The sequence below is a fragment of the Streptomyces sp. NBC_00554 genome, assembly GCF_041431135.1.
Classification (GTDB): Bacteria; Actinomycetota; Actinomycetes; order Streptomycetales; family Streptomycetaceae; genus Streptomyces.
In genome coordinates this window covers 8,116,519-8,136,648 of sequence record NZ_CP107799.1, presented here as the reverse complement: position 1 = coordinate 8,136,648, position 20,130 = coordinate 8,116,519, and the positions used below count along the sequence as shown (strand labels likewise).

Below are 20,130 nucleotides of genomic sequence, written 5' to 3'. Positions count from 1 at the left end.
GGAGGCGGGCATGGAGTCGGATGAGCACGCGGAGCCCCCACGCGAGCGGGGCCTCCAGCCGGTGCCACCGGGCGGTGGCGAGGGTGCGCTCAGGGTCGTGCTCGCCGACGATCACCCCGTCGTGCGTACGGGGCTGGCCGCACTGTTGGAGTCGGTGCGGGACGGGACGCCCGGGGTGTCCGTCGTGGGGGTGGCCTCCGGCGGACGGGAGGCGGTGCGGGCCGCCGTGACGCTGCGCCCGCATGTGGTCGTGATGGACATTCGGATGCCGGACATGAACGGCATCGAGGCGACACGGGAGATCGGCCGGGTGGCGCCCGCGGTGGCGGTGCTGATGCTCACGATGGTCGAGGAGGACGACTCGGTGTTCGCGGCGATGCGCGCCGGGGCCCGCGGCTATGTGCTCAAGGGTGCCGGTCAGGACGAGATCGTCCGGGCGATCAGGGCGGTGGCCGCCGGGGAGGCGATCTTCGGTCCGGGCGTGGCACGGCGCGTGCTGGGGCAGCTCAGCCGCCCGCTGCCGCAGCCCGACCCGTGTCCGGCGCTCACCCCGCGCGAACGGGACGTGCTCACCCTGATCGCCGCGGGGACGCCCAACGCGACGGTGGCGGCCCGGCTCGGTCTGTCCCCGAAGACGGTCAGCAACCACATGTCGGCGGTGCTGGCGAAGCTGGGTGTTGCGGACCGTGCGGAGGCGGCGGCGTGGGCCCGCGAGGCGGGACTCGGGCCGGCCGTGGACACGTAAACCCTCAGGGCCGCAGCGCCCGCAGCAGCAGGTCCGCCAGCTGGTCGGCGACCTGTTGCGGGGTGAGTGGGCCGTCGGGGCGGTACCACGTGGACAGGTGGTGCACGGAGCCGAAGTGGTAGTCGACGACCAGGTCGGCGGGGGTGGCCGTGGAGAAGACGCCCTTCTTCTGGCCCTCCTCCACGAGCGCGCGGAAGCGCTCGTGGTAGCGGCGGCGCTCGGCGCGTACCTGCTTGTGCTTCTCGGGGCTGAGGTGGTGCATGGAGCGGAAGAAGATCGACGCGTCGTCGAGGTTGTCGATCGTCGTAACGACCACGTCGGCGGCGGCGCCCCGCAGCCGCTCCTCGACGGGCGCGTCGGAGTCGGCGAAGGCGTCAAGCCGCTCCTGCTGGATGCGCAGCACGCGCGCGTAGACCTCGTGCAGGAGGTCGTCCTTGGAGCCGAAGTAGTGGTAGAGCGCCCCCTTGGTGACGCCCGCCGCCTCGACGATCTCCTGCACGGAGGTGCGGTCGTAGCCCTGCTCGGCGAAGAGCCGGGTGGCGGCGGCCAAGAGCCGCTGCGGGACGGGCGTACCGTCACCGTCCGTCGTCCTGGGCACTGCCGCCACCTGCCTTCCTTGATGTCCTGGCTGTCTACTGGCTGTCCTGTGAGCGGGAACGCAACTCCCGACGGAGGATCTTCCCACTCGCCGTCTTCGGCAAGTCGGGCAGGATCTCCACCTGCCGCGGATATTTGTAGGCGGCCAGTCTCTCCTTGCAGTACGCGGCGAACGCTTCGGGGACCTCATCGGCGCCGGGGCGCAGGCTGACGTACGCCTTGACGGTCTCGCCGCGGTAGCCGTCGGGTATCCCGACGACGGCCGCCTCGCGCACCGCGGGGTGCGTGTAGAGGACGTCCTCCACCTCGCGCGGCCACACCTTGAAGCCGGACGCGTTGATCATGTCCTTCTTGCGGTCGACCACGTAGAGCCAGCCCTCGGCGTCCATGAAACCGATGTCGCCGGTGCGCAGTTCGCCGTCCGGGAAGGTCTCGGCGGTGGCTTCGGGGCGGCGCCAGTAGCCGGGCACGACCTGCGGTCCCCGTACGACGATCTCGCCCTGTTCACCGAACGGCACCTCCTGGCCCTGGTCGTCGACGATGCGTACGACGGTGTCGGGGCCCGGTACGCCCACGGCCAGCGTCCCGGAGACCGGGTCGACGGGAGCCTCCAGCGCGGGCGGCACGGAGGCGCAGGGGGCGGTGCACTCGGTGAGTCCGTAGCCGTTGCGGATGTACGGCCCGAAGCCGGCGCGGAACTTCTCCACCAGGGCGGGCGGCAGCGGCGCGCCGCCGGAGGAGATGTTCCGGAAGGAGGCGAAGTGCTCGCGCGTGACGGCGGGGTGCGCGGCCAGCGCCATGAAGGCGGTGGACGGGCCGACCGTGTACAGGGGCTTGTGCTCGGCGAACGCGTCGAGAACGGCGCCCGCCTCGAAGCGGTAGGCGAGGACCAGCGTCCCGGCGCTGTTGAGACACGCCACGAGCTGGCAGACCATCCCGGTGATGTGGAACAGGGGCGCCATCGCGAAGTAGACGGGCGCCTCGGGCAGGTCGAGGCCGGTCCGCTGCCGCTCGGCGTTGTACATGATGTTGCCGTGCGTGTTGGTGGCCCCCTTGGGGGCGCCGCTGGTGCCCGAGGTGTAGCTGATCAGCGCGATGTCGGACGGGACGGGGTCGCGGTCCCCCGGCGCCTTGTGGCCCTGCCGGGCGACGGTCACGAGGTCGTCGGCGTCCGCGGCCTGCGGGAGCCGCTCGAAGGCCAGCACGCGCGCGTCGTTACGGGTTTGGAACTCCAACTCACAGGCGGTGAGCGCGATGCGTACGGGCGAGTCGGCGGCCGTCTCGCGCAGATACGTGTCCCAGGCACGGTCGGAACAGATCAGCGCCGCGACCTCGCCGTCCCGCAGGACGTGGGCGACCTCCCCCGACTTGTACATGGGGTTGACCGGCACGACGGTGGCACCGGCCTTCCAGGCGCCGAGCAGGGCGAGCACGAAGTGCGGGGAGTTCTGCAGCAGGATCGCGACCCGATCGCCACGCTCCAGGCCACGGGCGGCGAGGTGCCCGGCGACGGAGTCGCTCAGCTCGTCCACCTCGCGGTAGCTCAGCCGCCCGTCGAAGTAGGCGAGGGCGGGGCGGTCCGGCACCGTCTCCACGGCCGCGCGCAGGGCCTGCACCAGGGAGTCGGCGGGGCTCACCGGTGCGCGCTGGACATCGTTGAGCAGGGCCAGCCAGGGCTGGGCGGCGTACGCGGAGACGGTCACTGGCTCGACTCCCACTTCTGCTGGATGTGGTTCATGTTCGTCAGCCAGCGGTCGGGGTCGGTGGCCCGCGCCTCGTAGTACCCGGCGACCTCGGGGTGCGGCAGGATCAGGAAGCGGTCCTCCGCGATGCCCGCGAACAGGGCGTCCGCGACGTCCTCGGGCTCGATGGCGGTGGGCTGGAGCACCAGGTCGCCCGCGCTGCCGGTGGCGGCGAGCATGTCCGTGCGCACGCCCTGCGGACAGATCGCGTGGACCTTCAGGCCGCGATGGCGGTACGTCAGCGAAAGCCACTCGGCGAAGGCGTACGCACCGTGCTTGGTGACGGCGTACGGCGCGGCGCCGATCATGGTGAGCAGCCCGGCCGCCGACACCGTGGAGACAAAACGGCCGCTGCCGCGCTCCAGCCAGGCCGGGAGCAGCTCATGGGCCGCGCGGACGTGCGCCATGACGTTGACGTCCCAGGCGAGGGCCCAGACCTTCTCGTCGGCCGCCTCCGTCCCGCCCGAGGCGAGGCCCGCGTTGGCGCAGTACACGTCGACCGTGCCGCCGAGGGCGTCCCGGGCCTCGGCCACGATCGCGGACGCGTCGCCCGGGACCGCGATGCCGCCGATCTCGTCGGCCACGGTCTTCGCCTTGACGGCATCCAGGTCGTTCACGACGACTCTGGCCCCCGCGGCGGCGAAGCGGCGGGCCAGCGCTGCCCCGATACCGCCCCCCGCTCCGGTGACGATCACTCCGGCATCCTGCACGGCTTCCACCATCGGTCTCCTTCGACGCGACGAGAATCGGCTCTGCTGCGTCGCCAGACTAACCGGTCGGTATGTACGGAGGGAAGGGGGCTGGGCAGCGCCCCGAAGGGGCGCGGGGAACGGCGCGACCAGCCACAGGCGGCCCGCAGCCTACGAACTTCCGGCGGGAGCGCCTAGCGTGCCTATGCCAACCTTCCGCGATCACGGAGGTCACACCATGCGCCTGTCCAGACGGACACTGCTCGCCGCCGGCACAGCGGCGGCGGCTCTGACACCGGCTCCGGCCGCAGCGAAGGAAACCGGCGGCCGCAGGCTCCGCACCGGCTTCGAACGCCTCGCCGCAGGCGGCTACGCCCCCCTCGACGCCCAGCGCGTCGGCATCGTCACCAACCCCACGGGCGTCACCCGCGACGTACGCCACATCGTCGACGTCATGCACGCCGACGACCGCGTGAACCTGACCGCCGTCTTCGGCCCCGAGCACGGCTTCCGCGGCACCGCGCAGGCGGGCGGCTCCGAGGGCCGCTACGACGACCCGGCGACCGGACTGCCCGTCTACGACACGTACTTGAAGAGCGGTCAGCCCCTCGCCGACATCTTCACCGCCTCCGGCGTGGACACCGTCGTCTTCGACATCCAGGACGTGGGCGCGCGCTTCTACACATACATCTGGACGCTGTACGACTGCATGGAGGCGGCCCAGCTGGCGGGGAAGCGCTTCGTGGTCCTTGACCGGCCGAACCCGGTGACCGGGCGGGCGGCCCAAGGTCCCGTCCTGCACAAGGAGTTCGCGACCTTCGTGGGACGGCAGCCGATCGCCCAGTCGCACGGGATGACGGTGGCGGAGCTGGCACGGCTGTTCAACGGGGAGTTCCTGACGACGCCGGTGGCACTGGAGACGGTACTGATGTCGGGCTGGCGGCGGTCGGAGTTCTACGACTCCTCCGGTCTCCCCTGGGTGCCGCCAAGCCCGAACATGCCGACGGCCGACACCGCCCTGGTGTACTCCGGGACTTGTCTCTTCGAGGGGACGAACCTGTCGGAGGGGCGGGGCACGACCCGCCCGTTCGAGCTGCTCGGCGCGGAGGGCATCGACCGGAGCTGGGCCGAGGCGGTCGGGCAACTCGGGCTGCCCGGCGTGCACTTCAGGGAGGCGTACTTCGCTCCCACCTTCTCCAAGTTCCAGGGCAAGACCATCGGTGGGGTGCAGATCCATGTGCACGACCGGGCCGCATACGACCCCGTGCGCACCGGAATCGCCCTCCTGGTGACCGCCAAGAAGGTCTGGAGCGGCTTCACTTGGCGCGCCGACAACTGGATCGACAAGCTGACCGGGTCCACGAGCGTCCGCACGATGGTCGACGCAGGGGCGACGGCCGACGAGGTCGTGGCCGCCTGGCAGGACGAGTTGGCGGCGTTCCGGACCGTGCGCGAGGAGTACCTCGTGTATCGATGAAGTGTGCCCAGTGCCTGGAGTCTGGCCAACCTCCGGCGCCCGCAGGACGATGCGCCCACATCGCACCGCCAACGGGGGCCGAAGGGGGCTTCGTCATGGCCGATCCGGAAATGAGCGTGACTCCGTACTGGGAACTGACCTTCGACGCGGACGGAGATGTGGACGGCCGTCAACGGGACCGGCTGGTCAAGGAGATGGTGCAGCGCAAGGTCCGCGACCTGATCGTCTTCTCGCACGGCTGGAACACCGACCGCTCCGGCGCGACCCGCCTCTACAGCCGCTTCTTCGAACCCGTGCCGGCGCTGGCGCCGCAGGCCCGCCTGGGATACGTGGGTGTGCTGTGGCCCTCGATGCGGTTCTCGGACGAGCCGATCCCCGACCTGCCCCCGTCGGTGGCCGCCGAAGTCCCCGCGGCCGCCCGGCCGGTGCTCGACAAGGGCACCCGGCACGCCCTCCTCGAGGTGTTCCCGGGCCGCGCGACGGTGGTCGAGCAGATCGCCCGGCTACTGGACCAACAGCCTGACGAGGGAGCCTCGTTGGAGGAGTTCGGCCGTCTGGTACGGCTGCTCGTCGAGGTCCGGCCAGGGGGTCCGCAGGCTTCCTTCGCCGCGGACACGCTGGCGGAGGGGGAGCCGGCGGGCGACCCTCTGATGCTCTTCGGGGACACGGCGACGGTCTGCGGCGAGTTCGCGCAGGCACTGGCCGGGCTCGAAAGTTCCGGCGGCGCTTCGTTCGCCATGCCGCGCCTGTGGGACGGAGCGCACGAACTGCTGCGCCAGGCCACCTACTACGCGATGAAGCGACGGGCCGGCACGGTCGGTGAGCGTGGTCTCGGGCCCCTGATCGGTCAACTCGCCAAGGCCTCACCGGAGGTGCGCGTCCATCTCGTCGGGCACAGTTTCGGTGGGCGGCTGGTCTCCTTCGCCCTGCGCGGACTGCCCGAGAGCGTGCGCGCGGTGAAGTCCGTGACACTGCTCCAAGGGGCGTTCTCGCACTACGCGTTCGCGGCGCGGCTGCCGCACGACCCACGGGCGAGCGGTGCGCTGAACGGCCGGCAGAACCGCATCGACGGCCCCCTGGTGTGCTGTTACTCCCGCTTCGACTCCGCACTCGGCACGATCTATCCGCTGGCCTCCCGGATGGCGAACGACTCCCGGACGGTCACGGCGGACTTCGGCATCGGCCGCAAGCTGGGCCCCGAGTGGGGCGCGATGGGTCACGACGGGGTGCAGGCGGTGGCGGGCACCCGCGCCTTCACACTGGCCGAGGCCCTGAAGGCGAAGCTGCCCGCCACCGGATGCGTGAACATCGACGCCGCCTCGGTGGTGAAACGCGGCGGGTCCCCGTCCGGGGCCCACAGCGACATCTGCCACCGGGAACTGGCGCAGGTGGTGCTGTCCGCGGGGCGCGTACGGTGACTTTGCGGTCAACGGGCGTGGGCCAACACTCGTACACCTAACACCTGTTGGCCAACGAGCGAGGACAAACGCCCGTTGGCCAACAGCCATAGGTACGGCAGCGTCACCTGTGCGAAGTGAACTCCACCACCTGCTGGTAGGTCGGACGGTTCTGCCAGCTGATGCTGTAGTGCTTGATGCCGCCGAGCGTCCGCTGGACGATCGAGTCGGCGCACCACTGGTCGCCCGCCGAGCACTGGGCGTCGCCGGGGTAGACCTGGGCCGCGGTCATGCCGGCCGCGGTCTTGAGGGTGCTGATCAGGATGTCCCGGCAGCCGGTGAGGGTGCCGCCGCCGCAGTACTTCTGCGCCAGACCACCCTGTACGGACTCACCGAGCACCGCCCGGATGTCCTTGTCGACATAGCTCCACCATCCGTACTGGAAGGAGCTTCCGGCGTGCGAGCCGGTCGGCCCGTGTCCGGCCGACGGAGCCTCGTCGATGGGGAGGCTGGTGGTGATGGCGGTGTACAGGTCGGTGCCGAGGCCCGGTTCGAACTCGGCCTTCACCAGCAGCGGCCACCAGGCGTCCAGGATGCGGATGGCGTCGGCGTTGGCGTAGGTCTTCGAGCCGAAGGAGGTCTCCGTGCGTTTGGACCCGGCCGTCACCCAGGTGGACAGCTTGCTCACCGCCGCCGCGGCCGCGGTGTCGGTGACCGTCTGACTGTTGATGACCTTCAGCAGGTCCGGGAGCACGTCCTCGGCCCGCAGATCGGCGACCGAGGCGTCGGCCATCGCCTTCGTGAGCGAGGCTCTGGTCACTCCTCCCGCGGTCACGAGTTTCTTGACGCGGTCGTCGATGAGGTTGCCGCGATGGACGGAACCGTTGCCCCAGGGAGCCGTCGCATAGTCCTGGGCCACCTTGTTGTTCCAGGAGATGTAGTAGTCCTGGTCGATGTCGTTCGGGTGCGCGGACGCCGGGGTGTACGTGGCGGTGTTCGTGGCCGGATTCCAGCCCTGCCACTCATAGGCAGCCTGCGCCCACACCGGGAACTCGGCGTCGACGCCGGTGGCGCGCACCGGGTTGTTGCCGCTGTTGTAGTACGCGGTGTGGGTCGAGTCGGCGTAGAACCAGTTGAAGGTGTAGTTGATGTGCTGCGTCGCGGCCTGGAAGGTCTCCGGGCTCTTGACGTAGTCGGGGTCGTTGAGCATCTGGAAGCCGATGATCGAGTCGGCCTCGTGCATGTAGGAGGAGCGCAGGCTGGTGTAGGCGACCTTCTTGCCGTCGACCGTCGCGCGATGGGTCACGGGGCCGTACTTGGTCCGGTAGACCTGCATGCGGTACGAGCCCGCAGCGGTGCCGTCGGCGGTGGTCGGCACCCAGGAGTTGGTCTGCTCGATCTTCTCCATGGCGGTGCAGGTGCCGTGGTAGAGGTAGTGGTAGTCGTCCTGGCACAGCTCGACGGCGTACGTGTCGATGATGTCCTGACCGGAGGTGGTCGCGCTCCAGGAGTAGTCCTGGCCGCGCCCGAGTTCGACGTACATGCTCAGCCCCGCGAAGGAGGCGCCGCGGGCGCTGAGTCCGGGACCCTGGATCTCCTGGAGCATCAGGAGCTGGGGCGCGAAGTAGCCGGTCTGGGGACCGAAGACGGCGATCGGATGGCCGCTCGCCGTCTTACTGCCGCTCACCACGAGGGCGTTGGACATGCCGCGCTTTGCCGAGGTGAGGGCGGTGGCGGCCGCCGCCGTCGAGGTGGTGGCGGCGGTCGTGGTGGCCGCGCTGCCCGTACGGTCGTAGACGAGCTGCTCCTCGGCGACCGTACCGGCGGTGGGCAGGGCCTGGCCCTGCGCGACCGCGGGCTTCGTCGCGTACGGGAAGCTCTGGCCGTCATGGAGGGTGAGGGCGGCCTCGGGGTCGTTGCGCTCGCGGAAGGACTCCCAGACCTTGGTGCCCTCGGTCACTCCGTACTTGGACTGGGCGGAGAGGAGTGAGATCGCGTTGCTGACCTCGCCGCCGCCTCCGGAGCCGAAGAGCGCGCCGATGACGGAAGCCAGCGCGACCAGGTCGGTGAGCTTGAAGTGCTCGATGGTTCCGGCGTTGGTGATGGAGTCCTTGTGGCCGGTCAGGACGTACTCACCGGGGAAGTAGCGGCCGCTGTCGGAGGCGTCGATGTAGGCGTTGATGCCGGCGACGTAGGCGGTGACGTCCGCGAGGGCCTGCTGGCCACGGGCGCCGCTGTTGGCGGTGGCACTGTCGATCTGGGCCTGCAGATCGGCCTCGGTATAGGGCGCGCTGCGCCAGAACTGCTGCTCAAGACCCTGGTTGGAAGGGTCACCGCCCGCGAAGGGGGTCAGCTGGCCGCGTCCGACGTGCCGGAAGACGTCCATCAGCCACAGCCGGTCCTGGGCTGCGGCGTACCCGGCGCCGAACTCGGTGCCGTAGCGGGTGGTGCCGGTGATGTGCGGGACGCCGGTCTTCTTGTCGCGGACGATCGTGACGTCGGTGCGTCCTGCGGGGTTCGTGGTCGACTCGACCTGATCGGCGGCGACCCCGAACGAGGCGTCGTTGAAGAAGGTGTTGATCTTGGCGTCGGTGAGTCCGGAGTAGCCCGAGGCCAGGTTCGCGTAGGGGCCCAGCTGGTCCTCGGCGTGCGCGGGCTGCGAGCCGAAGACCTGGTTGAGCAGGATCTGCGCGAGGGTCGCGTTGCCGTTCTCACCGGGCGGCAGGATGTCGGAGCACTGAGCGCCGCAGTAGTCGTTGGCGGCGGCCGCCGTGACCGCCGTCCCCGCGGCAGACGCTTGGGTAAGCGGAGACAAAAGACCGGCAATGAGAAGGCATACGGATGCTGCCTTCAGGAACTTGGGGAATCTGCGGGGAGTTCTCAGTCTGTCCAGGATGGTGCGTGGGATGCGCCGTGTCATGGCAGCTCCTCGCGACGGGGGTGGGCCGGACGTTACCGCCGGTATCCCCGTGTTTGAAGGTGAACATGCGTCACTTTTTGGGATCGGGGTGTCCGTTGGGAGCTCCCCGCCTCACGGCGCGCCGCCCGTCGCCGCATTCGACAGACGGACAACAGGCAGCTCACAGCGTTCAGGGGTAGGCCAGGAGGGGTTCGGCAGATGGCTTATGGGTGGTCATCGGAAATCGGATGGAGCCGAATCGCTTGTCGATACGTCTATTCGGCGAAGTCCGTACGACGACGACGCCGAAGTGACCGAAGTACAGGTGCAGGTGTGACGGAGGTGCAGGGCGATGGCCGGTTTCCGGAGTCTGGCGAGACAGGTGCGAGATCCGAGGAGTGATCTGGCACTGCGGCGCTACTCACTGCGCAAGTGCCTTGAGAGGTTCGCCCCTTACGGGCATCGGGCGACCTGGGACCATCTGAGCTCGCGGGCCGGCTTCGGCCCCGAGGACCGCTCCCCCGATCCGGCGCGGCTCGTGGCCGCACTGGACGAGCTGGAGGAAGCCCGCTCCGTCTGGCTCGCCTACGAGGCCGGGTTCGCGGAGCGGCGCAAGAAAGAGAAGCACGACGGGCTGCGCAGGCCGGGCAGCGTGGACGACTGGCACCGGCTGACCTGGGGCGGCTTCGGAGTCGCGTGGTGCGACGACCCCCGGATCCACCCCCATGAACCACTGGCCGAGGTACTACGCCGGCTGATCGCCGCGTTGGAACGCGAGCCGGGTGCGGTGTGCCCGGTGTGCGCGGGCGGGCGCCTCGACTGGAAGTACGACCTGGCGCACGAGCCGTCGTCGGGTCCCGTCTGCACGCGCTGCGGAATCGTGGTGCCGCGGCCTGTTCTAACCCCTGAGGCGCTGGCGGAGGCCAGGCGCGGACAGTTGCTGCTCGCGTCGGCGTGAGTGTTCGGCCGGATCGGCCGGCCGGGAACTGCGGGTGAGCCGTCCGCCGCGGGTTGTTCGTGGCTGGGCGCGCAGTTCCCCGCGTCGGGGTTGTCAGTGGCGGGTGCCACTATCGAGGGCATGGTGCAGGTCTGTGTGAACGGAGCCCGGGGAGCCGGTGACGGTGCCGCCGTGCCGTTGTCGCCCGGGGACATGGCCGAGTCCGCGGCCGGAGCCGTCGCGGCCGGAGCGTCGGACATCCATGTCCATCCCAAGTCTCCCTGCGGGGACGACACCTTGTCGCCCAAGGCACTCACTCCGACGCTGGAAGCGATACGGGCACGGGTGCGCATCCCGGTCGGCGTGACCACCGGCGCCTGGGCCGAGCCGGACCCCGCGACCCGCCTGGAGCGCGTCCGCTCCTGGACCGTCCTGCCCGACCACGCCTCGGTCAACTGGCATGAGCCCGGCGCCGAGGAACTCGCGGCGGCGCTCCTCGACCGCGGAATCGGCGTGGAGGCGGGCATCTGGTCCGGCACGGAGGGCGCCGCGCGGTTCGCGACGTCACCGCTCGGGCCACGGGTGCTGCGCGTCCTCGCCGAGGTGATGGACACCTCGCCCGACACCGCGGAGAGGTCGGCACACGCCCTGCTCTCAGACCTCGGCACCGCCCACGCACGCCCCGTCCTGCTGCACGGCATGGACGGCGGCACATGGCCGGTGCTGCGACTCGCGGGGCGACTGGGGCTCGCCACCCGGATCGGCCTGGAGGACACCTTGCTGCTGCCCGACGGTGAACGGGCCGTGTCCAACGGCCAGTTGGTGGCGCAGGGCCTCGTCCAGTACCAACACGGGTGGGATCAGCGCTCCTCGTAGGGCAGCGAGACGAACACCTCGCCGACGACGCCCACGGCGCCGAAACCCACGGCCATCCCGACGCTACCAGCCGCAAATCCGCTCGCTCCAGCCCTTTCCCGTCCGGACAGTTGGGGGCGATGAAACACAGCTGAGGAACCCGAGGAGTCCCGATGTCGACGCTGCGCGTCACCGCCGAAGTGCTGACCATCCATGAGCATCCCAACGCCGACGCCCTCGAACTGGCCCAGGTCGGCCTGTACCGAGCCGTCGTCGCCAAGGGCGCCTACCGCACCGGCGAACGGGCCGTCTACATCCCGGAGCAGTCCGTGCTTCCGGCCGAGCTCATCGAAGAGCTGGGCCTGACCGGGCGACTCGCGGGGAGCGGATCGGACCGGGTCAAAGCCGTACGGCTGCGCGGCGAGCTGTCGCAGGGCATCGTCTGCCGCCCGGCGGCGCTGGCGGAGGTCGACCTGGCGAAGGCGGCCGAGCACGGGACCGACTTCGCGGAGGCGCTCGGCATCGTCAAGTGGGTGCCGCCGATCCCGCCCACGATGAACGGCGACGTCGAGTCCGCGGCCGGTCTGCTTCCCTGGCTCGACATCGAGAACATCCAGCGGTACCCGGACATCTTCGCGCCGGGCGAGCCCGTCGTCCTGACCGAGAAACTGCACGGTTCGGCCTGCCTGCTGACGTACCTCGCCGACGAGGGCCGCGTCCATGTCTCCTCCAAGGGCTTCGGCGCCAAGTCCCTCGCCCTCAAGGAGGATCCACGCAATCTGTACTGGCGAGCCGTGCACGGCCACGGCGTCCCGGAGGCCGCGGCCCGGCTCGCCGAGCGGCTCGGCGCGCGCCGGGTCGGCATCTTCGGCGAGGTGTACGGAGCCGGCGTACAGGACCTGACGTACGGCGCCGACGGCCGCCGCGAGACGCTCGGCTACTCCGTGTTCGACGTGTCCGCGGAGATCGACGGCGAGATCCGCTGGCTGGACGCGGCGGCGCTCCTCGACGGCGAACTGCCCCTGGTCCCACGGCTGTACGAAGGTCCGTACGACATCGACCGCGTCCTGGAGATCGCCTCGGGCCGGGAGACCGTCTCCGGGCGCGGGCTGCACCTGCGCGAGGGTGTCGTCGTACGGCCTGCCGCCGAGCGGTACAGCCCGGTGACGGGTGGCCGGGCCATCGCGAAGGCGGTCAGCCCGGCGTATCTGACACGGAAGGGCGGCACGGAGTACGAGTAGGCGGACGGGTCGGGTGTACGGAGCCCGGGGCGCCGTTCAGCGGCAGTCCTCGGGCTCCGGCTCCTTCTGCGGTGCGGCGGGAGCGGCGGCGCGCCTGTCCGGTCCGGCGGCCGGGCGGGCGCGTTCCGCCATGAGGCGGGAGCCTGTCAGGCGCTCGCCGAAGACATCGTCGGGATTGGAGAGCACACAGTTCTCCAGGGACAGGCAGCCGCAGCCGATGCAGTCCGTGAGATGGTCCCGCAGGCGGCCCAACTGCTTGATGCGGTCGTCGAGTTCGGAGCGCCAGGCCTCAGAGAGGCGGGCCCAGTCCTCTTTGGTCGGGGTGCGCTCCTCGGGCAGCTCGGCGAGCGCCTCGCGGATGGTGGCGAGCGGGATGCCGACGCGTTGCGCGGCGCGCACGAAGGCGACGCGGCGCAGCGCGTCCCGGTGGTAGCGGCGCTGGTTTCCGGTCGTGCGGCGGCTGTTGATGAGGCCCTTGGACTCGTAGAAGTGCAGGGCGGAGACGGCGGCGCCACTGCGCGCCGACAGCTGGCCGACGGTCAGCTCGTGGATCTTCTCAGGGATCTGGGGCACCCCTCCAACCCTACCCACCTCGCCACCCGTCCGGTCCGTTGACATCCGGCCCGCACCCGACCATGCTAAGCAGTCGCTTAGACATTGACATGCGGGAGGCCAGGGACATGGCAGAGCCGAGGATCTTCAAGTCCGCCGACGAGCTGAAGTCGGGCGTGGGCGAGCAGTTGGGCCACAGCGACTGGCTGGAGATCGACCAGAAGCGGATCGATCTGTTCGCGGACGCCACGGGTGACCACCAGTGGATCCACGTGGACCCGGAGAAGGCCGCCACGGGCCCCTTCGGCACGACCATCGCACACGGCTATCTGACGCTCTCACTGCTCCCGGCGCTGGTGCCGCAGGTGATGCGCGTCGAAGGCATGAAGATGGGCGTCAACTACGGCACCAACAAGGTCCGTTTCCCCGCGCCCGTCCCGGTCGGCTCCCGGCTGCGCGCCACGGCCGTGCTCACGGAGGTCACCGAGGCCGGTGGCGGTGTGCAGGTCACGGCGACGGTGACGGTCGAACGCGAGGGCGGCGACAAGCCGGTGTGCGTGGCGGAGTCGGTGTCCCGCTACTACTTCTGAGGCTTCCGGGCCGGTCCCCGCGGGGCTACGGCTTGGCCCCCACCATCCGCAGTACGAGGTCGGCGTAGAGCGCGCCGACCTCGTCGGGGGTCCGGGGCCCGTTGACGTTGAACCAGCGCGCCACGTCGATGCAGAGCGAGAGCACCGCGAGCGTGGTGCCCGGCACGTCGGGCACGTCGAACTCGCCCGCCGCGACACCGTCCTCGATGATGCCGCGCACGGCGGCGTCGGTCTGCCGCCGCAGGGCCACGATCTCCGCACGCGCGTCGGGACCGAGCGCGTCGAGCTCGTACTGCACGACGCGCGCGGTGGTGTGCTGCGCGGCGTGCCACCGTACGAAGGACCGCACGGCGTCCGAGAGCCGCTCGGCGGCGCTGCCGTCACCCTCCGCGGCGGTCCGCAGAATGTCGATCGCCTTGTCGTGCCCGATCCGGCTGATCCGGTGGAGCAGCTCTTCCTTGGTCTTGTAGTGGATGTACAGCGCGGCCGGGCTCATGCCCGCGCGGCCCGCGATGTCCCGGGTGGTCGTCGCGTGGTACCCGCGCTCGGCGAAGGCTTCCACGGCGGCGACGAGCAGCCGCCGGGCCGCGTCGGGGGTGACCTCGGCCCACGCCTGCGCCTCGGCGCCGGCCGTTTCCTCCGCCGTACTCATCGCTGGTTCGCCCCTTCCACTGGCAGGGTGACACCATACCCCCGAACCTGAGCGAGCGCTTAGCATGCCCGCTCAGGGAGCGGATCAGAGCTTCTCGAAGGGGTCGTGTTCGGCGAGCAGCTTCTCGAGTCTCGCCTGGTCGACCCGGCTGACGATCTGCCCGGCCTCCTGACGGTCCCGGATCACCTTGGCCAGTGTGAAGGCCGAGGTCACGAGGTAGAGGACGGCGATACCCAGGAACGCGCGCACCCAGGCGTCGGTCTGGAGGTTGAAGATGCCGAGCGCGGTGGCCCCCATCGCGATACCGAAGGAGGCGACGGCCTGCCCGTAGAAGGCCGCGGTGGACTGCTGCTTGACCGATGTCTCACTCATGGGAATCAGGGTCGGCCACGGCGCTCCGGACCACATCCGCTCGGGTACTCACTTGCGTACTCAGCCGCACCCGGGACCTCGGAGCCTCAGACCACTGCAGAACACCTCAGAACGCCGAAACGCCGGTCAGCGCCCGCCCGATGACCAGCTTCTGGATCTGGCTGGTGCCCTCGTAGAGGGTCATCACGCGGGCGTCGCGCAGCAGCTTGCCCACCGGGTACTCGTCGATGTAGCCATAGCCGCCGAAGACCTGGAGGGCGTTGTTCGCGGCACGCACGGCAGCCTCGGATGCGAAGAGCTTGGCCTTCGAGGACTCGGTGGCGAACGGCAGCCCGCGGTCTACGAGATCGGCGACCCGCCAGGTCAGCAGGCGCGCCGCGTCCACGTCCACGGCGATGTCGCTGAGCAGCTCCTGCACCAGCTGGTGATGGGCGATCGTCTTGCCGAACTGCTCCCGCTCGGTCGCGTACGTCACCGCCGCGTCCAGCGCCGCCTGGGCTATGCCGACGCAGCCCGCGGCCACCGACATCCGCCCCTTGGCCAGCGCGGACATCGCGACGGCGAAGCCCTTGCTCTCCGGCGCGATCATCGCCGAAGCGGGGACGCGCACGTCCTGGAGGACCAGCTCCGCCGTGGCCTGCCCGCGCAGTCCGAGCTTGCCGTGGATGGTGCGGCGGGACAGTCCCGGTGTGTCGGTCGGTACGAGGAAGGCGGAGACGCCCTTGTGTCCCGGGGCGTCGGTCGACCGGGCGAAGAGGAGTACGACATCGGCCCAAGTCCCGTTCGTGATGAACATCTTGGTGCCGTTGATGACGTACTCGTCGCCATCGCGGTCGGCCTTCGTCGACAGGTTGCCCGCGTCCGAGCCGGTGCCGGGCTCGGTGAGCCCGAAGCATCCGACGTACTCGCCGGAGGTCAGCCCCGGCAGCCACTGCCGCTTCTGCTCCTCGCTCCCCCAGTACGCGATCGTCTTGGCGACGAGGCCCAGCGAGACGGACACGATCCCGCGCACGGAGGAGTCACCGCGGCCCAGCTCCTCCGTCACCAGGCAGTACGCGAGGTGGTCGCCGCCGCTGCCGCCGTACTCCTCGTCGATCGTGAGCCCGAGGAAGCCGACCTCACCGAGCTTCTTCACGATGGACCGGTCGACGTCCTCCGCACGGTCCCACTCGATGACATGCGGGGCGATCTCGCGGTCCACGAAGTCCCTGGCGAGCCGCCGGACGGCGGTCTGCTCCTCGCTGAGCTCCAGGTTCATGACGAGTCACCCCACTACATTTTAATTAGCACTGCTAGTTTCCAGGCGCAGCCCTACTATGTGCGCCATGGCCCGACCGCGCAAGCCCCTCCTCAGCACCGACCGCATCGTCGGCGCGGCACGTGCGCTGGTGGACGCCGAGGGCCTGGCCGCCGTCTCCACGCGGCGGCTCGCGGCCGAACTGGGGGTCAGCGGGCCGTCCCTCTACAACCACTTCGCGACCAAGGACCTGATCCTGGAGGCGGTCGCCGACTCGGTCAGCGCGCAGGTCGACCTGTCGATGTTCGAGGACGGGCGTGACTGGCGTACGGCGCTGCACGACTGGGCCGTGTCCTACCGGGCGGCGCTGCGCGACCATCCGAACATCGTGCCGGTGCTTGCGCGGGGGCCCGGGCGGCGGCCTGCGGGGCTGCGGCTGGCGGACGCCGTCTTCGGTGCGATGGTCGAGGCGGGGTGGCCGCCGTCGCAGGCCACGTCCATCGGCGCGCTGATGCGCTACTTCATCATGGGCTCCGCCCTCGGCTCCTTCGCCGGCGGCTTCGTCGACGACGCGGCGGCGTACGATCCCGCGGACTATCCCCACCTCGGGCAGGCCCATCTGCTCGCGGAGCACCAGGAGAAGATCGATGAGCGGGCGTTCGAGGTGGGGCTGAGGGCGTTGCTGGATGGGTTGGCGGTGCGGTTCGAGGGGCTGGGGCGGGGGGAGTGAGGGGTTTTTCGCCCCCTCCGCCCCTACCCGTCCCTTGTCTCTGGGGGCTCCGCCCCCAGACCCCCGCATCGCGCTGACGCGCTCGTCCTCAAACGCCGGACGGGCTGAAAGATCTACCCCGGCCGGGGCTGAAGGATCTACCGCGGGGGCTGAACGATCTGCCGCCGGGGCGAAAGATTCAGCTCCGGCCGGGGAAATCTTCAGCCCCTCCGGCGTTTGAGGAGCGGGGTCTGGGGCGGAGCCCCAGGAACAAGGGACGGGTAGGGGCGGAGGGGGCGAAAAAAATCCCACCCCCACCACCCTTCGGTGCCCACCGAACTGTTCCCGGCGCATGCTGGACGGCATGACAAGGGCGAGGAACCCGGCAGGGCCGGGGCTGGCGGCGCTGGCAGGGCTGATCGCCGATGAGACGCGGGCCTGCATTCTGCTGGCGTTGCTCGACGGCCGGGCATGGACCGCCGGCGAGCTGGCACGCCACGCCGGAGTCGCCGCGTCCACCGCCAGCGAACACCTCGGCAAGCTGGTCGCGGGCGGCCTGCTCACCGAGGAACGCCAGGGCCGGCACCGATACGTACGACTGGCCGACACCGGCGTCGCACAGCTCGTCGAGGACCTCGCCGCCCAGGTCGCACCGACCGCCACCAGACAACCCCGCACCCTGCGGGAGTCCGGCGCCGGATCCGCGATGTCCCGCGCCCGCACCTGCTACGACCACCTCGCCGGCCGCCTCGGCATCACCCTCACCGACGCCCTGACGGACCGCGGCCTCCTCCGCCAGGACACCGGCTTCGCGCTCACCGACGCAGGCCTCCGCTGGTTCGACACCGCCGGCATCGACCTGGACCGCACCGGCCGGCGCCCCCTGACCCGCTCCTGCCTCGACTGGACCGAACGCCGCCCCCACCTCGCGGGCACCGCCGGCGCGGCCCTGTGCCGCCACGCACTCGACGCGCGCTGGTGCGTACGGATCGGCTCGGAGCGAGCGGTCAAGGTCACGCCCGAAGGCGAACAGGCCTTCGCCGGCCTCCTCGGTATCGAGGCCACGGCACTGCACTGAACGAGAACGAGGACGAGGACGAGGACGAGCGAAGCACCGAGCCCGCCGGGCACGACGTCCGAAATCCGCCAGACCCTGCCTCCACACCCACCTAGCCTCAGGAGCATGATGACCACCCCGGCCCACGCCACCGCCCGGCGGACCGACAGACTCGCCGCGGGCGCCGCGACCGTCACCGTCGTGCTGTGGGCCTCGGCCTTCGTCTCGATCAGGAGCGCGGGTGCGGCGTACTCGCCGGGTGCGCTCGCCCTCGGAAGGCTGCTGGCGGGAGCCGTCATTCTGGGCGCCATCTGCCTTGTACGCAGGGAGGGTTGGCCACCGCGTTCGACCTGGCGGGGCATCGCCATATCCGGAGTGCTCTGGTTCGGCGTCTACATGGTCGCCCTCAACTGGGGCGAGCAACATGTGGACGCCGGTACAGCGGCACTGGTCGTGAACATCGGCCCGATCATCCTCGCCCTGCTCAGCTCCCGGCTGCTCGGCGACGCCATGCCGCCGCGCCTGCTCGCGGGGATGGCGGTGTCGTTCGCGGGGGCGGTCGCCGTGGGGCTCTCGATGTCCGGCGAGGGTGGTTCCTCGGTCCTCGGGGTCGTCCTGTGTCTGCTCGCGGCCGTCACCTACGCGGCCGGGGTCGTCGCCCAGAAGCCCGTCCTCGGCCGGGCGAGTCCGCTCCAGGCCACGACGTTCGGCTGCCTCGTCGGGGCGGTCGCGTGCCTGCCGTTCGCCGGGCAACTCGTCCACGAAGCGGCAGACGCGCCCGTGTCGGCGACGCTCAACATGCTTTACCTGGGTGTGTTTCCGACCGCACTGGCGTTCACGACGTGGGCGTACGCGCTGGCCCGTACGACGGCGAGTCGGATGGGGGCGACGACGTACGCGGTGCCTGCGCTCGTGGTGCTGATGTCCTGGCTGTTCCTGGGCGAGGTCCCCGGGCTGATGACGCTCGCGGGCGGGGTGCTGTGCCTGGCCGGGGTGGCGGTGTCCCGGTCCCGGCCGAGGGCGGCCGCGCCGGAGCGGGAGCCGGAACGGGCCTGAGCTCGGGGGGTTTTCGCCCCCTCCGCCCCTACCCGTCCCTTGCTCCTGGGGGCTCCGCCCCCAGACCCCCGTATCGCGCTGACGCGCTCGTCCTCAAACGCCGGACGGGCTGAAAGATCTTCCCCGGGGCTGAAGGGTGCAGCCCCCACGGGTGGGTGGGGGATCGGGACGGCGCACCTCGCCCTCAAGCGCCGACGAGGCTGAAAGATCTCCGGCCGGGGCGGAAACCCAAGGCACGACCTAAAACACCACCACCGCCCGTCCCCCCTTCCCCGCCACCATGTTCTCGAACGCCCCCGGAATCCCCTCCAACCCGATGCGTTCCGTGACCAGCGCCCCCAAGTCCAGCCGCCCTGCCCGTACATGCTCGGCCAGTACCGGCAGATCCCGCGCCGGGTCGGAGTTGCCGTACACGCAGCCGGAAAGGGTCCGTCCCCAGTGGAAGATCTCCAGAGCGTTGAAGGTGACCTGCTGGTCCTTGCCGCCGATGCCGACGACTGTGGTGCGGCCGCCGCGTCGGGTGGAGTCCCAGGCGGTGCGGATGGTGACGGCGCGGCCGACGCACTCGACGGCCACGTCGACGCCCTGCTTGCCGGTGAGGGCGCGGATCTCGCGGGCGGTGGCGTCGGAGGCCACGACGTAGTCGGTGGCGCCCGCGTCGCGCGCGAGTGACTCCTTGGCGGGTGAGACGTCGACCGCGACGATCTTCGAGGCGCCCGCGATCCGGGCCGCCTGCAGCGCCCCGAGCCCGACGCCGCCGGCCCCGAACACGGCGACGGTCTCCCCCTGTTGGACCTTGGCGGAGTGGTGGACGGCACCGTATCCGGTGAGGACGGCGCAGCCGAGGAGGGCGGCGTCGGTGAGGGGTACGCCGTCCGGCAGGGGGAGTACGCATCCGGCGGCCACGACGGTCTCCTCGGCGAACGCGGCGACGTTCAGGCCAGGGTGGAGATCGCTCCCGTCGGAGGCGCGCCGTGCGTAGACGTCGCCCGCGCCGCGCAGCGCGTTGGCACACAGCCACACCTCTCCCAGCGAGCAGGTGTGGCAACTACCGCATGACGGTGCCCAGTTGAGGACGACCTCGTCGCCCGGCGCGACGTGCGTGACGCCGTCGCCGACGGAGATGACGGTCCCGGCGCCCTCGTGGCCGAGCACCGCGGGGACGGGCACCCGCATGGTGCCGTCGGACAGGGAGAGGTCGGAGTGGCAGACCCCGGCGGCGGCGAGCCGTATGCGGACCTGTCCGGGACCGGGTTCCGGCAGGTCGATCTCGGCGATCTCCAAAGGAGCGCCCACGGCGGGAAGTACGGCTGCGCGAACCACGTG

The 20,130-nt window shown here is 70.5% G+C and carries 19 protein-coding genes; 10 read left to right on the top strand and 9 right to left on the bottom strand.

Translation table 11 applies throughout. From position 1 onward, the window contains the following. The first annotated feature begins 10 nt into the window (after window positions 1-10). Window positions 11-745, top strand: a complete 735-nt coding sequence (locus tag OG266_RS35885) for a response regulator (RefSeq protein WP_371550821.1) — start codon at window positions 11-13, stop codon at window positions 743-745. A 4-nt stretch (window positions 746-749) separates the two neighbouring features. Here OG266_RS35885 and OG266_RS35880 read toward each other — a convergent pair whose 3' ends face one another. The 3 genes from OG266_RS35880 to OG266_RS35870 are packed head-to-tail and all read right to left on the bottom strand — an operon-like array spanning window position 750 to window position 3,806. Continuing rightward, window positions 750-1,343, bottom strand: a complete 594-nt coding sequence (locus OG266_RS35880) for a TetR/AcrR family transcriptional regulator (RefSeq protein ID WP_266466797.1) — start codon at window positions 1,341-1,343, stop codon at window positions 750-752. Window positions 1,344-1,377: 34 nt separating this feature from the next. Further along, window positions 1,378-3,045, bottom strand: coding sequence for a class I adenylate-forming enzyme family protein (locus tag OG266_RS35875; protein ID WP_371550819.1), 1,668 nt, complete (start codon window positions 3,043-3,045; stop codon window positions 1,378-1,380). Next, a complete protein-coding gene (locus OG266_RS35870; protein WP_371550817.1) occupies window positions 3,042-3,806 on the bottom strand; it encodes an SDR family oxidoreductase in 765 nt (254 codons plus the stop codon). Before OG266_RS35870 ends, OG266_RS35875 begins: the two co-directional genes overlap by 4 nt. Window positions 3,807-4,011: 205 nt before the next feature. Between OG266_RS35870 and OG266_RS35865 the strand changes: the two genes are divergently transcribed. Further along, window positions 4,012-5,250 carry an exo-beta-N-acetylmuramidase NamZ domain-containing protein gene (locus OG266_RS35865; protein WP_371550816.1) on the top strand — a complete coding sequence of 413 codons (1,239 nt, stop codon included), beginning with the start codon at window positions 4,012-4,014 and terminating at the stop codon, window positions 5,248-5,250. A gap of 95 nt (window positions 5,251-5,345) precedes the next feature. After that, window positions 5,346-6,668: a serine-threonine protein kinase gene (locus OG266_RS35860; RefSeq protein WP_371550814.1), complete on the top strand. Its 1,323-nt coding sequence runs from the start codon at window positions 5,346-5,348 to the stop codon at window positions 6,666-6,668. A gap of 103 nt (window positions 6,669-6,771) precedes the next feature. Here the strand turns inward: OG266_RS35860 and OG266_RS35855 are convergent, their stop codons facing one another. After that, on the bottom strand, window positions 6,772-9,567 hold the full coding sequence (locus OG266_RS35855) for a penicillin acylase family protein (protein WP_371550813.1): 2,796 nt from the start codon (window positions 9,565-9,567) through the stop codon (window positions 6,772-6,774). Between the two features lie 331 nt (window positions 9,568-9,898). Here OG266_RS35855 and OG266_RS35850 point away from each other — a divergent pair, with 331 nt between their 5' ends. The 3 genes from OG266_RS35850 to OG266_RS35840 all read left to right on the top strand — a co-directional run bounded on the left by OG266_RS35850 (window position 9,899) and on the right by OG266_RS35840 (window position 12,579). Continuing rightward, the gene (locus OG266_RS35850; protein WP_266466778.1) at window positions 9,899-10,504 is read left to right on the top strand and encodes a hypothetical protein; all 606 of its coding nucleotides are present in this window, start codon (window positions 9,899-9,901) and stop codon (window positions 10,502-10,504) included. 120 nt (window positions 10,505-10,624) lie between these two features. Next, window positions 10,625-11,359: a 3-keto-5-aminohexanoate cleavage protein gene (locus tag OG266_RS35845; protein WP_371550811.1), complete on the top strand. Its 735-nt coding sequence runs from the start codon at window positions 10,625-10,627 to the stop codon at window positions 11,357-11,359. A 152-nt stretch (window positions 11,360-11,511) separates the two neighbouring features. Then, a complete protein-coding gene (locus OG266_RS35840; protein ID WP_371550809.1) occupies window positions 11,512-12,579 on the top strand; it encodes an RNA ligase (ATP) in 1,068 nt (355 codons plus the stop codon). Between the two features lie 36 nt (window positions 12,580-12,615). Here the strand turns inward: OG266_RS35840 and soxR are convergent, their stop codons facing one another. After that, entirely contained in the window at window positions 12,616-13,152 is a 537-nt protein-coding gene (gene soxR / locus OG266_RS35835; protein ID WP_371550807.1) for a redox-sensitive transcriptional activator SoxR, read from the bottom strand. Between the two features lie 107 nt (window positions 13,153-13,259). On the opposite strand from soxR, the gene OG266_RS35830 reads away from it, so the two are divergent. Then, on the top strand, window positions 13,260-13,721 hold the full coding sequence (locus OG266_RS35830) for a MaoC family dehydratase (RefSeq protein ID WP_329548594.1): 462 nt from the start codon (window positions 13,260-13,262) through the stop codon (window positions 13,719-13,721). Between the two features lie 25 nt (window positions 13,722-13,746). On the opposite strand, the gene OG266_RS35825 is transcribed toward OG266_RS35830, so the two are convergent. From OG266_RS35825 to OG266_RS35815, 3 genes are all read right to left on the bottom strand, one after another. After that, window positions 13,747-14,373, bottom strand: coding sequence for a TetR/AcrR family transcriptional regulator (locus tag OG266_RS35825; RefSeq protein WP_371550805.1), 627 nt, complete (start codon window positions 14,371-14,373; stop codon window positions 13,747-13,749). Window positions 14,374-14,457: 84 nt separating this feature from the next. Beyond that, the gene (locus OG266_RS35820; RefSeq protein ID WP_326724149.1) at window positions 14,458-14,745 is read right to left on the bottom strand and encodes a YiaA/YiaB family inner membrane protein; all 288 of its coding nucleotides are present in this window, start codon (window positions 14,743-14,745) and stop codon (window positions 14,458-14,460) included. A gap of 106 nt (window positions 14,746-14,851) precedes the next feature. Further along, entirely contained in the window at window positions 14,852-16,003 is a 1,152-nt protein-coding gene (locus tag OG266_RS35815) for an acyl-CoA dehydrogenase family protein (protein WP_371550803.1), read from the bottom strand. Between the two features lie 67 nt (window positions 16,004-16,070). Here OG266_RS35815 and OG266_RS35810 point away from each other — a divergent pair, with 67 nt between their 5' ends. The 3 genes from OG266_RS35810 (at window position 16,071) to OG266_RS35800 (ending at window position 18,804) form a co-directional block, all read left to right on the top strand. Then, window positions 16,071-16,712: a TetR/AcrR family transcriptional regulator gene (locus OG266_RS35810; RefSeq protein WP_266466754.1), complete on the top strand. Its 642-nt coding sequence runs from the start codon at window positions 16,071-16,073 to the stop codon at window positions 16,710-16,712. A gap of 331 nt (window positions 16,713-17,043) precedes the next feature. Beyond that, complete coding sequence (locus OG266_RS35805; RefSeq protein ID WP_371550800.1) at window positions 17,044-17,769, top strand: ArsR/SmtB family transcription factor; 726 nt, start codon at window positions 17,044-17,046, stop codon at window positions 17,767-17,769. 105 nt (window positions 17,770-17,874) lie between these two features. After that, window positions 17,875-18,804 carry a DMT family transporter gene (locus OG266_RS35800; protein WP_371550798.1) on the top strand — a complete coding sequence of 310 codons (930 nt, stop codon included), beginning with the start codon at window positions 17,875-17,877 and terminating at the stop codon, window positions 18,802-18,804. 240 nt (window positions 18,805-19,044) lie between these two features. Here the strand turns inward: OG266_RS35800 and OG266_RS35795 are convergent, their stop codons facing one another. After that, entirely contained in the window at window positions 19,045-20,127 is a 1,083-nt protein-coding gene (locus OG266_RS35795) for a Zn-dependent alcohol dehydrogenase (protein WP_371550796.1), read from the bottom strand. Between the last annotated feature and the right edge of the window lie 3 nt (window positions 20,128-20,130).